The sequence below is a fragment of the Aestuariibacter sp. A3R04 genome (genome assembly GCF_018860805.1).
GTDB lineage: Bacteria > Pseudomonadota > Gammaproteobacteria > Enterobacterales > Alteromonadaceae > Alteromonas.
The window spans coordinates 519,523-534,273 of sequence record NZ_JAHKQR010000003.1 but is presented as its reverse complement, the minus strand read 5'-3'; the positions used below and the strand labels follow the sequence as shown (position 1 = coordinate 534,273).

Sequence of the window (14,751 nt, the reverse complement as noted above, 5' to 3'; positions counted from 1 at the left end):
ACCCTGTGCTAAATCGCTTGCACCTGCACTGAGCCTTCCACTAACTGGCGAGAATAATCAGCCATTACGTTTTGAATAGTGCCAGCATCAGGTTAACCGATGAATGTCTAGTGCCCCTGCGCCCGCCACGGATTGCCCGGCAGCAGGCAGCGATGAGATCGCACTAAGAGAGCCCGGTAACCGGCCAGTCATATATGTGTTTGCCGCAGGCGATGCCTGACGATGACCATGACAGATGAAGTTAAGAGGTTTAGCACAGGGACTTGAACTGGCTGCTGACGCAGCCAGAGAATTGTTATTACCTATTAACGGGGGTTGGGCTCATATGTGTTATATTTGTTTTGATAGCCACTCAACAACCTCTTTTTTGCCTATTGGTGAGTAGCGGCTTAAATGTGGAAGGCCTGCAACATATACGGAGCGACCATTGATTTCGCAACTAAACCCCTTAAGCGACCAATTGCCGTGCCCTGACGGGAAATGCTCTTCATCTCCACCGAACATAGAGTGTAAATATCTGTAGGGAGAAACTTTGGAGTTGCCAAAAACGATTATAAGTTTTGGTTTGATAATGTTTAGTATTGCATCATGAACAGGCCAACACTTTTTTGCGAGCGAAAAGCTTATGTCACTTGCCTTCCGACTTTGAAGGAAAATTAGATTACTTGCACACACATCTCTTGTATTTAATCCAAGACTTTCAAGAATCCACTGAATTTTTTTTTGAAGAGGAGCTTTACCGCTATCCCATGCACCGCTATGACTTTCCCAACATTCATCAAGATAGGAATTATCTGTGTTTGTGAGCATGGAGTTAATGCTTTGCTCAACAGGATTTCCGCCAGAGCCACCAGGGTTAAAACCAAGTAAGTACACATCACCAGATCTTAGCGTTTCGTGGCTGCTATACAGAATACCACCAGATTCACTTAAAATCTCAGAAAGGGCTTCTTTTGCAATTCTGGGGATTTCTTCCTTGTTCATTTAGTGCCTCGAAATGTATAACGCCACAATTTGCGGGCGGTTGGAGCGAAGCGTAAACCGCTCAGCAAGATTGTTTTGTTAGGCATGAGCTATAATAGATCCATCAGCCTGAATAAAATCTGCATGGTGAGCAAACATGATCTCACCAAGCATTTCGGATGCCGTTGCCTCATATACCACTCCAGCCAACCTCCAAGTAACAATCCCAACCTCTGACCGTATAAGAGCAATTGCGGGTGCACCACTGATTCCTCCCATATCATAGTTATCCGGCGGCATTCCTTTACCAATAGCATCAACCCAGTATTCTCTGTCAAACGAACAGCCAAAATGTCTATCGCTAACTGTATTAATGGGCGTATTAAAGCAGTAATAACCAAAGGTATAGTAATCTACTGCATTCTTTTTTCGCTCTACTCCGGGAAAGCCGGACACAACAACCATATTCTCTTGCTCTGGTCGAGAGGGGGGCCATACTTGGTTGCTCCCCCTTAATACGTTGGAGCCTATAGTTTCAATTTCATCATCATGAATTTCAAATGTAGCGATATCAATATCTTTAGATTTCGGTATCGAGAGAAGTCTCTTATCTAAATCTAGAACAAGTTTCCCTAGCTGGCATATCGAAGCGTTCCCTTCATTTTTTTGCTTTATGTATGAACGATAAACATGAGCAGCAGTTACGACAAATTTCTTGACTCCTGTATCCAAAATAAATGCTGTACCATTTTGAGCGATTCCACTTTCCATCGTTCCCCAGAATAAGGGGATTGAGTAGCTCGTAGCTATTTTTAAGTATTCCTTTAATACTGATTCAGACTCTTTAATTGGACTCATCTTCCATATTGCCTAACGCCAATAGCAGCGGCCGAGTGAAACGAGGTCCAGCCCCGCAGGGGCGATGCTGCCTTTTCTTGTTATGTGTTTAGTCATCGGACTTGCCATTAGAGAGGACATAGCCAGCGACTGTTCCTAGTAAAGCAGCCAAGGTTTCAGATTGAAAATCAGTCACGACAGCAAGAATTAAAATAGTTGGAATAAACAATACAACACCAACAGCTTTTAACGTAGCTGGGCCGAAGCCTTGGTTTTTAGCTTTGACGCGCTTATAGATTATGTTTAAGCCGTATAGCATTGCTGCAACTGCGCCACATACAGCGACTACTTGTAGCCATGTTGCCGATGGTTCAATTCCCACTCGTTACTCCTTGTGACACATAACGCTAAGCTAACGGGCACAAACATGCGGCGAAAATGGCGAAGCCGCCGCGTATTTGTGTCCCAGCGAACGAAGTGAGCGAGTTAAGCGCCTTGTTATGCCCTTTACGCATTAGGTATTTTAACCAGCAAATCCGTGACGCCTAAATCTACACCAAGTTGTGATAACAGTGTAGACACCTGTCCACGATGATGAGTTTGATGATTAAAGAAATGCAGCACTAGATGTGCGAAGCATTTTGAATACGAGACGCCTCCCATATTTTGATAGTTTAGGTTACTTGCTAAAATGCCCTCGGAAAGCTGATTAACAAAATTCAAGATTGTATTATCCAGACTTACCCTTTCTTGTTTAAGTAGGGCGAGTTCTGAGAACAGAAGTGAATTTAGTTTTTCAGGTTTAGGCTTCGATGCTAACGAATCTAAAGCAGAAAAATTTTTAGGATAAGTGGCAAAACGTTTAAGCCAAATTATATCTGCCACCAAGATATGATTGAGTGTACCAATGATAGAGCCAAAGAAAGCCCCTCTATCCTTGGCAAGTTCCTCTGAGCTTAAATTCGACGCAGCAGAATAGATAGATGCGTTCATCCATTTATTGTATTCAGCCATTAAAATGAAATTACTTTTCGAAGACATTCGTTTTCCAAGAGGGCATAACAGCTTAATGTGTGGAAAAAATCCTGAATAAAACACGGACCAAATCCACACATCACAAATTTTATTTTCTCACTCTTACACGGAAATGTTGTCTAATCAACATCCTGCTGATTTCTTGTGAGCTAAAGAACTACCAATAAGGAAACTTTCCTTTTTATTTTATGCACACAAAAAAAGCGAGCATTGCGCTCGCTTATCCAACAATTTATTTGAGCCTTTCATCAGTCACAAACTTCATTTGAAACTGACGACACAACCAACCTACTCGTCCAAATAACTCTCAATACTCGGGCAAGAACAAATCAAATTGCGGTCGCCGTACACATCATCAATACGATTCACACTTGGCCAGAACTTGTTGCGTGCTACCGCGGCAACTGGGTAGGCCGCAACCTGGCGGTCATAGCTACGGTTCCAATCGTTGTCGCAAATATCGGCTAATGTGTGTGGCGCATTGTGCAGTGGGTTGTCGGTGGCATCCCATTCACCGCTTTCTACCTTGGCAATTTCTTCGCGAATGCTGATCATGGCTTCAACGAAACGGTCAAGTTCGTACTTGGCTTCCGATTCCGTGGGCTCAATCATTAGCGTGCCAGCTACCGGGAAGCTCATGGTAGGCGCGTGGAAACCGTAGTCATTCAGGCGCTTGGCAATGTCCATTTCTGTAACGCCAGAGGCTTCTTTAAGGGGGCGCAAGTCAATAATACATTCGTGCGCCACACGGTCATTACGGCCTTTATAAAGCACCGGATAATGCCCTTCTAAAGATTTAGCTACATAGTTGGCGTTTAAAATGGCCACCTGGGTAGCTTTGCGTAAACCGGCAGAGCCCATCATTTTAATGTACATGTAACTAATGGGCAGAATAGACGCACTGCCCCATGGCGCAGCCGATACCGCACCGCAATTCTCACCACTTGTAGCAATATTCACCACGGAATGGTTTGGCAGGAATGGGGCAAGGTGAGACTTCACACCGATAGGTCCCATACCTGGGCCGCCGCCACCGTGCGGAATACAGAAGGTTTTGTGCAGGTTAAGGTGTGAAACATCTGAGCCAATAAAGCCAGGCGCGGTAATGCCTACCTGTGCATTCATATTGGCTCCATCCATATACACTTGCCCACCGTGATCATGCACGATGTCACAAATCTCGCGAATCGTTTCTTCATAAACACCATGAGTAGACGGGTACGTGATCATAGCGCAAGACAGGTTATCACCCACTTCTTCTGCTTTTTTGCGTAAATCGGCTAAATCGACGTTTCCGTTTTTGTCACAAGCCACAACCACCACTTTCAGACTAACCATTTGCGCAGATGCTGGGTTAGTACCGTGAGCAGAACTTGGAATTAAGCACACATTTCTGTGCCCTTCGCCGCGGCTTTCGTGATAGCGCTGAATGGCTAAAAGGCCCGCGTATTCTCCCTGTGCGCCTGAGTTAGGCTGCATAGAAAGCGCGTCGTAACCTGTGATGTTGATAAGCCATTTGCTCAATTCGCCTATCATGGCCTGATAACCGCTAGCTTGATCCACCGGCGCAAACGGATGTAGCTGACCAAACTCAGGCCAGGTCACCGGTATCATTTCAGCCGTAGCGTTTAACTTCATGGTGCATGAGCCAAGAGAAATCATTGAGTGATTTAACGACAGATCTTTGTTTTCCAAAGACTTAATATAGCGCAGCATTTCTGTTTCAGAGTGATACTGATTAAACACCTCATGAGTGAGAATGTCTGACGTACGCACTAAATCCGCGGGAATAGACTGACTGCCCTGTGTAGTTACTTCAGCATCGAGGTCTTCTACGGTAAGCCCGTGTTCATCACCTAACAATACGTCGAACAAATTGATGATATCGCTGCGTGTGGTGGTTTCATCCAGTGCTATGCCCACGGCACCGTCGAGATCAGCGCGCAGGTTCATGCCTTTGGTGTAGGCGGCTTCCAGCACACCGGCTTTGTTATCTACCATTACAGTAAGCGTGTCGAAATACGTACTGTGCTTAAGTGCCAATCCTTTCTGGGTAAGGCCTGTCGCCAAAATGTCGGCAAACCGGTGAATGCGATTAGCAATGGTTTTTAAACCTTCAGGGCCGTGATATACCGCATAGAACGATGCCATATTTGCCAGCAACACCTGCGCGGTACAAATGTTAGAGTTGGCTTTTTCACGTCGAATGTGTTGTTCGCGGGTTTGCAGCGCCATACGCAATGCCGGGCGACCACGGGTATCTTTACTTACCCCAATAATACGGCCAGGTAACGAACGCTTATAACTGTCGCGAGTAGCAAAAAAGGCCGCATGTGGGCCACCGTATCCCATTGGCACACCAAAGCGTTGTGCGCTACCAAGCGCCACATCAGCACCTAATTCGCCGGGAGATTTCAGTAATACTAAACTCATTAAATCTGCTGCTACTGCCACAATCCCTTTTTTGGCCTGCACTGCAGCGATGATATCGCGGATGTCTTTCACTTCGCCGGTTGTCGTAGGATATTGCAACAATGCACCGAATACGTCGTGCTCAGCCGCTTCTTCAGCAGGGCCAGTAACAATACCAAAACCAAACATTTCAGCACGGGTTTCTACCACATCACGGGTTTGCGGGTGCACGTCATCGGCGATGAAATACAGGTTGGCCTTTTTGTTTTTTGAGACACGCTTGGCCAACGCCATGGCTTCTGCTGCAGCCGTGCCTTCGTCAAGCAAAGAGGCCGACGCTAACTCTAAGCCGGTTAAATCAATGGTCACCTGCTGAAAATTGAGAATAGCTTCTAAACGGCCCTGGGCAATTTCAGGCTGATACGGCGTGTAAGCAGTGTACCACCCCGGGTTTTCCAATACATTGCGCAAGATAACGTTAGGAACATGGGTGTCGTAATAGCCCATGCCAATGAAAGAGCGGTTAATTTTGTTCTTAGATGCAACGGCCTTCAGCGCTGCCAGTGCTTCTACTTCTGTCGCGCCATCACCGGTTTCAATAGGCTTCTCCAGCTGAATAGCTGCGGGTACGGTTTGCGCCATTAAATCAGACAGAGAGTCAGCGCCCACCGCTGCCAGCATCGATTGAATTTCTTCCTCTCCTGGGCCGATATGGCGACGGGTAAAGGCATTTTTTTGCTCCAACTGAGCCAGGGTAATTGATGAATTCGACATAGTTTTGTTAAGCACTTGCAATGGGTTATAAACAAAAAGGGGTAAACGCGTACCCCTTTAATCAGTATGGTTGCAACGCAGACAGCTTAGTCTTCGTCGATGCTGTTTTCGTAACCTTCAGCGTCAAGCAACCCTTCAACTTCTGCAGGGTCTTCTGCTTTAATTTTAAATAACCAACCGTCGCCGTATGGGTCGCTGTTCACTTGTTCAGGCGCATCTTCCAGCGCTTCGTTAACAGCCACTATTTCACCGCTTATAGGTGCATATACATCTGACGCCGCTTTGACAGATTCTGCAACGGCCACATCATCACCAGTACTCACCGCATCGCCTACATCAGGCAAATCGACAAAAACCATATCGCCAAGTAATTCCTGCGCGTGCTCTGAAATGCCTACAGTAAACACACCGTCGCCATCCGGACGAACCCATTCGTGAGTTGATGCATAACGTAAATCTGTTGGGATATTGCTCATAATAAATTCCTGATTATTCCTTGAAGTTGGGATTACAATACACTTTTACCATTGCGAACAAAGCTGGGCTTAACCACACTTACTGTAACCCACTTTTTACGCATTTCCACCTCTACGGTATCAGTTGTATCGGCGGGCACGCGGGCCAGTGCAATAGAATGTCCTAATGTTGGTGAGAAAGTACCTGATGTGATCACGCCTTCTCCAGATTGTGTTTTTACTTTCAGGCCATGGCGCAACACGCCTTTTTCTGTCATAACCAGCCCTACCAGCTTTTCGGTGCCCTCTGCTTTCTGGGCTTCAAGGGCTTTGCGGCCGACAAAATCGCGGTCAGTCGGCTCCCAGGTAATCGTCCAGCCCATATTGGCAGCCAGCGGAGACACGGTTTCATCCATGTCTTGTCCGTACAGGTTCATGCCAGCCTCTAAACGCAGCGTATCACGTGCACCCAAGCCACAGGGTTTTACGCCTGCATCCAATAACCCCTGCCAAAACTGACCAGCCTGGCTGGTGGGCACCATAATTTCGTAACCCGCTTCACCGGTATAGCCTGTGGTAGCAATAAATAAGTCTTCTGCTTGCACACCGTAAAAGGGTTTCATGCCAGTCACAGCTTCTTTTTGTGCTTCTGAAAACAAAGACGCAGCCTTTTCCTTAGCATTGGGGCCTTGTACCGCAATCATCGCAAAGTCGGGTTTTTCTGTAATCGTTACATCGAAACCGCTGGCTTTGTCGTTGAGCCAATTCATGTCTTTTTCGCGTGTGGCAGAGTTCACAACCAAACGATAGTTGGTGTCGTCGAAGTGATAAACGATAAGGTCGTCAACCACGCCACCAGCTTCATTCAACATGCCGCTGTAAAGCGCTTTACCCTTGTCTTTCAACTTGGCCACGTCGTTTGCCAGCAGGTAGCGCAGGTAGTTTTTCGCCTGAACACCGGTTACATCGACGATGGTCATGTGCGATACATCAAACATACCGGCATCGTTCCGCACTGCGTGGTGCTCTTCAATTTGTGAACCGTAGTTAATGGGCATATCCCAGCCGAAGAAATCGACCATTTTCGCGCCAGCTTCAAGATGCTTAGCGTGTAATGCGGTGGTGTTAGACATGTGACTTTATCCGTTTCGATATGATAAAAAACAGACCAAAGTATAGGTTTTATTGTAAATGGCTTTCAAATTGGAATTTCTTATCATTACATTTGCATTTATAATGTAATGAAGCAATATCATCAGTATTTCAAATCATTATGAAACAGCTTTCTATGGATAACCTGCGCACCTTTGTGAGCGTAATTGAACAAGGCGGCTATGCGAAAGCCGGAGAGTGGCTCGGGCGCTCCCAACCTGCTATTAGCTTACAAATAAAAAAGCTGGAAGAACAAGTTGACCGCAAGCTGTTTACAAAAGTGGGTCAGCGGCACTTGCCCAGCAACGATGGCAACTGGCTTTATCCCAAAGCGAAAGAACTACTGGAATTAAACGATGCTATTTTTCGTTCTCTCACACCTGCGCCTTTGTCCGGCCGATTGCGCCTGGGCATTCCCAACGAGTTTGCTTCAACACTTTTACCCGGCTTAATTGGCGAGTTTTCTAAACGTTATCCCGATGTATCACTGGAAGTCACCTCGTTGTTGAGCCGCGATTTGTTACACGCCTCTAAGCGCAATCAGTTCGATCTGATTCTTGCGCTGACGAACCCCAATGAGGAAACCACAGGCGAAATCGTACTAGAGGATGATGTAGTGTGGGTGGGAGATGCCAATCGCCCCGTGGTTGGAGACAATATTTCTCTGGTGTTGGCCCCCGATGGCTGCATGTACCGCAGTCGGGTTATCGATGAACTCAAACAGCAAACCCGTGTATGGAAAATTACCTATACTAACGCCGATCTCGGTGGCTTGGTGGCCGCCATTCAACAAGGGTTGGGGATCACCGCCCTGGCCCGTTCGAGTATGCCTGAAAACCTCACCATGCTAAAAGACAGTCGCCTGCCCCGTTTAGGCAAAGTTAATATCAGCTTGTTTAATCAAGATACGCAACACCCGGTTATTAGCCGTACATTGGCAGAATTTATAAAATCCCGATTACAGCGATAGCATTTGCCGCGCCCAATAATTATGACACTTTTGTGACAATCAGCATTGATTATTAAACTAAAGGCGATAAACTCCGCGCAAATTGTCATTTTTAAGGCGTATCTTGATGTTCAAGTTGTCTCACTACGGCTTTTTATTCTTTTTATTGATAGCACCAGGCACGTACGCCCACGCTCTCTCCACCCTATTTTCAGGCTACGACGGAAACGGGCTCAATTACACCACTGACGATAGTCGCTTTTCCGTTCAAGTACGTGGCCGAACACAATTCCGCTTTGCAGCACCAGGTGCCGGACAACCCAATGATCCCGGCGATTTCATCCAACATTATGGCAACCAGTTCGATATTAACCGGGCGAGAATAAAAGTTAACGGCCATGCATACAAAAGCTGGATAAAATACGCAGTGGAATACGATGCTGCCGATAACCGCACCCTGAATGCCACCATCGCTCTGGAAAAATACGCGCCACTAAACTTAAAAGCCGGCCAGTGGAAAGTGGAGTATTCTCGCGAACGCAGTGTAAGCAGTGGCGGACAGCAAATGATGGATCGCTCCATCATTAACCGCATTTTCACCCTTGATCGTCAACAGGGCATATCGCTGTATGGTCACATCGACAACGGCGGCGCCGTGAATGTCAATTACTGGGCTGGCGTATTTACCGGCTCGGGCCGCGGGGAATATCACAACCACGACGGCAACGCGATGTACGCTTCGCGGTTACAGTGGAACCTATTGGGCAAAAAAGTGGATTTTAAAAACAGTGATCTACAGCGAACGGAAAAACCTGAAGCGGCTATCGCCATTGCCGGTGCAAAATACAGAAGTATTTATACCCGGTTTTCATCATCCGGCCCCGGTGCGCTTAACAACATTGATATTGGGGAAACGCCGGGTCAGTACGATGTGAAGCAATTTGTTGTTGATGGCGCACTGTTCTATCAGGGGTTCAATGGACAAGCCGAATATCACGAAAAGGACGTCACTGACCGAGTGAATGGCAATCAACAAAAAACATTGCGAGGCTACTACGTGCAGGCGGGATATTTTCTCAATGAGCAATTTTCATGGTGGCCAGCGCCACTTGAACTGGCAGCGCGTTATGCCACCTACAAGCCCGATGTGGCAAGCAACAGCGAGAGGTTTAGCGAACAAACCCTGGCACTCAACTGGTTCTTTAACGGACACAAAAACAAAGTTACCGCAGAAATCAGTGAAATTACTATGCAGCAGCGAAGCCACGAGATTGGTGACAGACTAACCTGGCGGCTACAATGGGACGTGAGTTTTTAATTCACGCCCCGCAGCCTGAGCTACCACCCCATCGCCTGCTGAAGCCACTTCTTTTTCACCACAGGCATGGAATCGGTGGCAATCAACCCCACACCACGAACTATTTTTTTCAGCGGGTTGTCACCGGCAAAGAGTGTCTTAAACCCTTCCATAGCCGCAATGACGGTGGCGGCATCTGCTTTTCTGGCCCGCTCAAACGAGCGTAAATTGCGAAGTTCACCGAAGTCTTTGTGCTGTTCATTACAATGACAAAGCGTTTCTGCCAGGGCAAAAGCATCACGCATGCCTAAATTTACTCCCTGCCCGGCCAACGGATGAATGGTGTGAGCGGCATCACCAATGATAACCACACCGTTTTTTGCCCACTGTCGGGCGTAGCGCATCGTGAGTGGGAAACTCACTCTTTCACCCTGCAGTTCAGCCACGCCCAGCACACTGTTAGTGGTTGCAGTAAGCCGATGGGCAAAATCTCTCCCGTTCAACAACAACAGCTCTTTCGCCACCGCTTTATTTTGCGACCAAACAATAGAGCAAAGGTGCGGATCGGCCAGTGGCAGCAAGGCCAATGGGCCATCGGGAGTAAACACTTGTCTGGCACACTGATCATGAGGTTGCGCAGTTTTAATGGTGGCAACAATTGCGGTGTGCCCGTAATCCTTAAACGACAGTGGCAGTTGCGCCTGCTGGCGAATAAAGGAATTGGCACCATCCGCGCCCACCACCAGACGACAAGCAATAACATCGTCATTGTCCAGCATCACCATAGTGTCTTTTTTTCCCCACAGAATTTTGCTTATACTGCCGCAAACCATTTTCGTACTGGCACCCTGCTCTAGCCGCCCTGCCAGTGCGTTCACCAGGTTTTGATTTTCAATAATGTGGCCAAGGTGGGGCGCGGGTAAGTCTTCTTTGGAAAAATGAATTTCGCCAAAGCTGTCCTTGTCCCACACAGACATGGCGTCATATGCACTGATACGCGCTTCATTGAGATGCTGCCAAACACCGGCATCAGTAAGGGTTTGCTGGTTCGCACTATTAATGGCACTCACCCGCAATTCGGGTGCGTCTGTCAGTTTGCGGTAGAAAGGTTGATCGCTTATCACCGCCACCGACAACCCGCTGCCTTCCAGCGCAGCCGCTAAGCTCAGCCCAACCATGCCGCCGCCAACAATAGCGATATCCACATTTTCCATACTTACTCCTCAGGCTCCCGGTGCATAACCGGTGGTTTGCCTGACAAATTGTTGTTTTAATGCCCTGCTGTTGTCCATTGCCACCAGGCCTAAATTTCTCAATGCCATTAACCCTGGGTTTTTATTTGAAAACAACCTGACCAACCCATCAGTTAACGTTATTGTCGCTTCCTTGTCGGCAGCTCTGGCCTGAGCATACTGACGAAGCACGTCGAAGGCGCCCGGGTCACTGGCGTGTTGTAGTGCCCTAACCAAACCCATGGCGTCGCGCAGTCCGAGGTTGAAGCCTTGTCCTGCGATAGGGTGCAACGTTTGCGACGCATTGCCGCATGCGACAGCGCGATGCACAACCACATTTTTAACCGTGGATAACGCCAACGGATAAACCGCTCGCTTTCCAATTTGCTCTATTGCCCCTTGTCGCCAACCAAATTCGTCCTGCAAAGCTCGAATAAAGATACTGTCAGGTGCCGTCAATAACGCGTCGGCTCGATCAGGGGGAACTGTCCATACAACGCTAAATCCGTGCTCGCCGCGCGTCTCGTCAAACCCTGGGTTGAATGGCAGAAACGCCAGCGGCCCCTGAGCCGTAAACCGCTCATAAGCCCTGTGATGGTGAGGCTCTGCCGTAATGGCATTAACAATAATTGCCGATTGACCGTAATCTTCCGATTGTCTTTCAAAACCCAAAGACTCGTGAAGTGCAGAACGCCCGCCATCCGCTAGCACAATAAGTTTTGCGTGACAGCTATCCCCGGAACTCAAGGTGACATGCGCGCTATCGCTGTTGCGGGTCACAGATGCCACGGATGCCGGACAGTAAAGGGTAAATCGAGGCATGTTGGGTTCAACGCGCAGCGCTAAACCCAGCCTGCTAAGAGAAACCACATCGCCAAAGCGATCGAGATTGTGCGCGTTTGCGTCCATCTGACACATCCCCGCCGCGCCTTGATCAGTGACCTGTATATGACGAATGGGCACGCCACCAGCAAGGCGGGTATCTACCCCTAACTCAGCCAGTTCATCCACGGTTCTCTTCGCCAGCGCAATCACGCGATCGTCGAACCCAGGATGGCTTCCGTCAACGCTGTACTGCGAAGGTTCAACCAAAGAAACGGAAAGTGAAGTATGGGTAAGTAGCCCTTTGGCAATAACATTGCCTACCGCTCCACCACCCACAATAAGTACATCGGTTTCTGCCACGTGTCAGACCTTCTTCATTAGCGCTTCTATTGCTTCAACGGATTTTGGTACACCTTGGGTAATGACCTCTGCGCCCGTGGCAGTGATCACCAAATTGTCTTCAATGCGCACGCCAATTCCCTTGTACTCATCAGCCACGTCCTCGTCGGCAGAAATATAAATACCGGGTTCAATGGTGATCACCATGCCCGGTTGTAAAGGGCGCTCTTCCCCATCCAGCCGGTAATTACCCACATCGTGAACATCCAACCCAAGAAAATGACCAATACCGTGCATAAAGTAACGCCGGTAGCCTTGCTCGTTGAGATTGTCACTGAGCGACCCCGTCAACAGGCCAAGATCCAACAACCCTTCGGTTATCACCTCAGCGGCAATATCCCCCGCTTCGCTTAGTGTCATACCCGGGCCAATCCGGTCAAGCACTGCTTCCTGTGCTTTTAACACAATGTTGTATACCGCTTTTTGAGCCGGAGAAAATACGCCGGAAACCGGAAATGTGCGGGTAATGTCAGAAGCATAACCATAATATTCGGCACCGGCATCGATGAGGATCAAATCACCGGCTTTTATTTGTGCCTGATTCTCGGTGTAGTGCAAAATACACGCGTTGTCACCACCGCCAACAATGGTGCTGTAAGCGGGGAAACGCGCACCAGCCATAGCGAATTCGTGATGCAATTCAGCTTCCAGTTGATACTCGTAGCATCCTGGATGGGCAAATTGCATGGCCCGTTTGTGAGCGCTGGCAGTAATTTTCGCTGCGGCTTTCATTAAGGCTATCTCACAGGCCGATTTAAACAATCGCATTTCGTGGATAAGCGGCAGAATGTCATGCAGGCTTGCCGGCGATAAGTTTTCTTTTGGTGCATTGTGCAGCTCCCGACACACTGCCAGGATTTTAGCTGTTGCCGGACCATCGCTGTGCATGGGGAAATACACGTGGTCATGGCCCCCCAGCCATTCGGTAAGCACGCCATCAAGCTCACCGCTTTCAAAAGCCTCATCCAAGGCAAACTCTGCTAATCCGGCCTCGACGCCTAAACGCCTTCCCTGCCAAATTTCAGCCTGTTTATCGTTTGGGCGAAACACCATTGCCCGGTAAGGGTCTGAAAATTGACTGTGATTAGACAGTAAAAGCCATCCATCCGGTTCATTGAAGCCAGTGAGATACCAAAAATCACTGTTCTGTCGAAAGGGAAACTCCGTATCCCGGGAACGGCTTAGCACCTGACCTGCAGGTATGACACACACGCTTTCCGGCTCGCACAACGACAGTAAGCGGTGTTGTCTGGCTATAAACTCTTCTTTGCTTATCATATTTTAATGAACTGACGGTTTGTCTTTTTGATCGTCCAGCAGAGATTCACCTAACTCGTTGAAACACAACAAGGCTGAGATTTTGACGTATTCCAACACTTCGAAAAGTGCTTTTTCAGATTCTTCGTCTTCTGTCATGGGTTCTTCCATACGGGAAATGTTGGCAAAATCTTCCAATGCCTCTTTCACATCGTCTGAACACTGCACTAAATTTTGTTGATACAGGCCAAAGCCAAGCATAAAGCCCTGAACCCAGTTAATCAGACCAAGGCCGCGATCATTAATAGGCGCTTGTTCGTCGGGCAACATCAGGTTCAGCGTAAACTCTGCTTCAACCAACTGCTGACATAATTCGTTGTATACGTCCGTGAGAGTGTTTTCGAGATCCGGAGCAAAACCGGCCCCTTCGTTGATGGTATCTTTGAGTACATCCAGCCACTTTCGTTCAGAAATCGACATACCACCGCACAGCATACCGCACAGAATGCCCTGCACTTCAGCACCATCTGCGATTACATCGTACTGAGAAAGCAGGTTACTCACCTGGTCGTAATTGAGTTGTTTGTCCACGCATTCGATCCAATAATGATTTGTTGTCATGCTAGCAAAAAGACCGCGTAAAACCCAGTTCAGCTTGTTCTGTTGATGCGAATTAACACAAATTCTGCACACGCTTTCAGCACTTAACTGTCGCGGCCCTTTCCAGTTGGCTCACAATGCTTTAGGATCGCCCTGGAATGGTGACCAATACCCCTGTTCTTCTATCGCGCCTTGTTGCTAGAATCTCGGTTTTTAGCAATAAAACCTAACCAAATGGTCAGGCAGCGGAGTTGTTATCAGCGCTGGGCTGGCACCGCCAAAATACAAAACAGAAAACAAAACGAAAGTTTCGTGAGTGATCTGCTTCACGAACGCGTTCGTTTGATATACTCTGTTGCGCTATTTTTCAATTTCTATGTCTTCTGGAGTGTTTGCCAGTTCATTCATGTCCCTGGCCGATGCTTTAAACCAAGGAAGATGACATCACGACTATTGTGCAAGCTCGGCGCGTATCGAGAAGCCTACGGTTGTGAAGACTCTTCCGCCCTGAACTTTTCGGTTCACGGGCGAACGATGAACAGCGGCACTTTGGAAGGCGCCCTC

13 protein-coding genes and 1 other RNA gene are annotated in these 14,751 nt (G+C 47.9%); 3 read left to right on the top strand and 11 right to left on the bottom strand.

The window, feature by feature from the left end; translation table 11 throughout:
- Positions 1 to 330: 330 nt before the first annotated feature.
- From KO518_RS07100 to gcvT, 7 genes are all read right to left on the bottom strand, one after another.
- Positions 331 to 984, bottom strand: a complete 654-nt coding sequence (locus KO518_RS07100; protein WP_216025128.1) for a uracil-DNA glycosylase family protein — start codon at positions 982 to 984, stop codon at positions 331 to 333.
- Between the two features lie 78 nt (positions 985 to 1,062).
- Entirely contained in the window at positions 1,063 to 1,821 is a 759-nt protein-coding gene (locus KO518_RS07095) for a hypothetical protein (RefSeq protein ID WP_216025127.1), read from the bottom strand.
- Between the two features lie 88 nt (positions 1,822 to 1,909).
- Positions 1,910 to 2,182 carry a hypothetical protein gene (locus tag KO518_RS07090; protein WP_216025126.1) on the bottom strand — a complete coding sequence of 91 codons (273 nt, stop codon included), beginning with the start codon at positions 2,180 to 2,182 and terminating at the stop codon, positions 1,910 to 1,912.
- A gap of 125 nt (positions 2,183 to 2,307) precedes the next feature.
- Complete coding sequence (locus tag KO518_RS07085; RefSeq protein WP_216025125.1) at positions 2,308 to 2,841, bottom strand: DinB family protein; 534 nt, start codon at positions 2,839 to 2,841, stop codon at positions 2,308 to 2,310.
- Positions 2,842 to 3,123: 282 nt separating this feature from the next.
- Complete coding sequence (gene gcvP / locus KO518_RS07080) at positions 3,124 to 6,021, bottom strand: aminomethyl-transferring glycine dehydrogenase (RefSeq protein WP_216025124.1); 2,898 nt, start codon at positions 6,019 to 6,021, stop codon at positions 3,124 to 3,126.
- An 86-nt stretch (positions 6,022 to 6,107) separates the two neighbouring features.
- Positions 6,108 to 6,497 carry a glycine cleavage system protein GcvH gene (gene gcvH, locus KO518_RS07075; protein WP_216025123.1) on the bottom strand — a complete coding sequence of 130 codons (390 nt, stop codon included), beginning with the start codon at positions 6,495 to 6,497 and terminating at the stop codon, positions 6,108 to 6,110.
- Between the two features lie 32 nt (positions 6,498 to 6,529).
- Positions 6,530 to 7,609 carry a glycine cleavage system aminomethyltransferase GcvT gene (gene gcvT / locus KO518_RS07070; RefSeq protein WP_216025122.1) on the bottom strand — a complete coding sequence of 360 codons (1,080 nt, stop codon included), beginning with the start codon at positions 7,607 to 7,609 and terminating at the stop codon, positions 6,530 to 6,532.
- A gap of 140 nt (positions 7,610 to 7,749) precedes the next feature.
- Here gcvT and KO518_RS07065 point away from each other — a divergent pair, with 140 nt between their 5' ends.
- Together KO518_RS07065 and KO518_RS07060 are read left to right on the top strand one after the other, a co-directional pair.
- The gene (locus KO518_RS07065; protein ID WP_216025121.1) at positions 7,750 to 8,598 is read left to right on the top strand and encodes a LysR family transcriptional regulator; all 849 of its coding nucleotides are present in this window, start codon (positions 7,750 to 7,752) and stop codon (positions 8,596 to 8,598) included.
- A gap of 106 nt (positions 8,599 to 8,704) precedes the next feature.
- Positions 8,705 to 9,895, top strand: a complete 1,191-nt coding sequence (locus KO518_RS07060) for a porin (protein ID WP_216025120.1) — start codon at positions 8,705 to 8,707, stop codon at positions 9,893 to 9,895.
- A gap of 20 nt (positions 9,896 to 9,915) precedes the next feature.
- Here KO518_RS07060 and KO518_RS07055 read toward each other — a convergent pair whose 3' ends face one another.
- The 4 genes from KO518_RS07055 to KO518_RS07040 are packed head-to-tail and all read right to left on the bottom strand — an operon-like array spanning position 9,916 to position 14,178.
- Positions 9,916 to 11,088 carry an FAD-dependent monooxygenase gene (locus tag KO518_RS07055; protein WP_216025119.1) on the bottom strand — a complete coding sequence of 391 codons (1,173 nt, stop codon included), beginning with the start codon at positions 11,086 to 11,088 and terminating at the stop codon, positions 9,916 to 9,918.
- 9 nt (positions 11,089 to 11,097) lie between these two features.
- On the bottom strand, positions 11,098 to 12,291 hold the full coding sequence (gene ubiH, locus KO518_RS07050) for a 2-octaprenyl-6-methoxyphenyl hydroxylase (RefSeq protein WP_216025118.1): 1,194 nt from the start codon (positions 12,289 to 12,291) through the stop codon (positions 11,098 to 11,100).
- 3 nt (positions 12,292 to 12,294) lie between these two features.
- Positions 12,295 to 13,608 (bottom strand): Xaa-Pro aminopeptidase, encoded by a 1,314-nt coding sequence (pepP, locus tag KO518_RS07045; RefSeq protein ID WP_216025117.1) that lies wholly within the window; start codon positions 13,606 to 13,608, stop codon positions 12,295 to 12,297.
- Positions 13,609 to 13,611: 3 nt separating this feature from the next.
- A complete protein-coding gene (locus tag KO518_RS07040; protein WP_216025116.1) occupies positions 13,612 to 14,178 on the bottom strand; it encodes a UPF0149 family protein in 567 nt (188 codons plus the stop codon).
- Positions 14,179 to 14,564: 386 nt separating this feature from the next.
- Between KO518_RS07040 and ssrS the strand changes: the two genes are divergently transcribed.
- Positions 14,565 to 14,747: non-coding RNA, 6S RNA (ssrS, locus tag KO518_RS07035), on the top strand.
- Positions 14,748 to 14,751: the final 4 nt, after the last annotated feature.

Coding starts and splice junctions, on each gene's coding strand:
- KO518_RS07100 (WP_216025128.1), bottom strand. CDS start 984: ATGAACAAGGAAGAAATCCCCAGAATTGCAAAAGAAGCCCTTTCTGAG.
- KO518_RS07095 (WP_216025127.1), bottom strand. CDS start 1,821: ATGAGTCCAATTAAAGAGTCTGAATCAGTATTAAAGGAATACTTAAAA.
- KO518_RS07085 (WP_216025125.1), bottom strand. CDS start 2,841: ATGTCTTCGAAAAGTAATTTCATTTTAATGGCTGAATACAATAAATGG.
- gcvP (WP_216025124.1), bottom strand. CDS start 6,021: ATGTCGAATTCATCAATTACCCTGGCTCAGTTGGAGCAAAAAAATGCC.
- gcvH (WP_216025123.1), bottom strand. CDS start 6,497: ATGAGCAATATCCCAACAGATTTACGTTATGCATCAACTCACGAATGG.
- gcvT (WP_216025122.1), bottom strand. CDS start 7,609: ATGTCTAACACCACCGCATTACACGCTAAGCATCTTGAAGCTGGCGCG.
- KO518_RS07065 (WP_216025121.1), top strand. CDS start 7,750: ATGAAACAGCTTTCTATGGATAACCTGCGCACCTTTGTGAGCGTAATT.
- KO518_RS07060 (WP_216025120.1), top strand. CDS start 8,705: ATGTTCAAGTTGTCTCACTACGGCTTTTTATTCTTTTTATTGATAGCA.
- KO518_RS07055 (WP_216025119.1), bottom strand. CDS start 11,088: ATGGAAAATGTGGATATCGCTATTGTTGGCGGCGGCATGGTTGGGCTG.
- pepP (WP_216025117.1), bottom strand. CDS start 13,608: ATGATAAGCAAAGAAGAGTTTATAGCCAGACAACACCGCTTACTGTCG.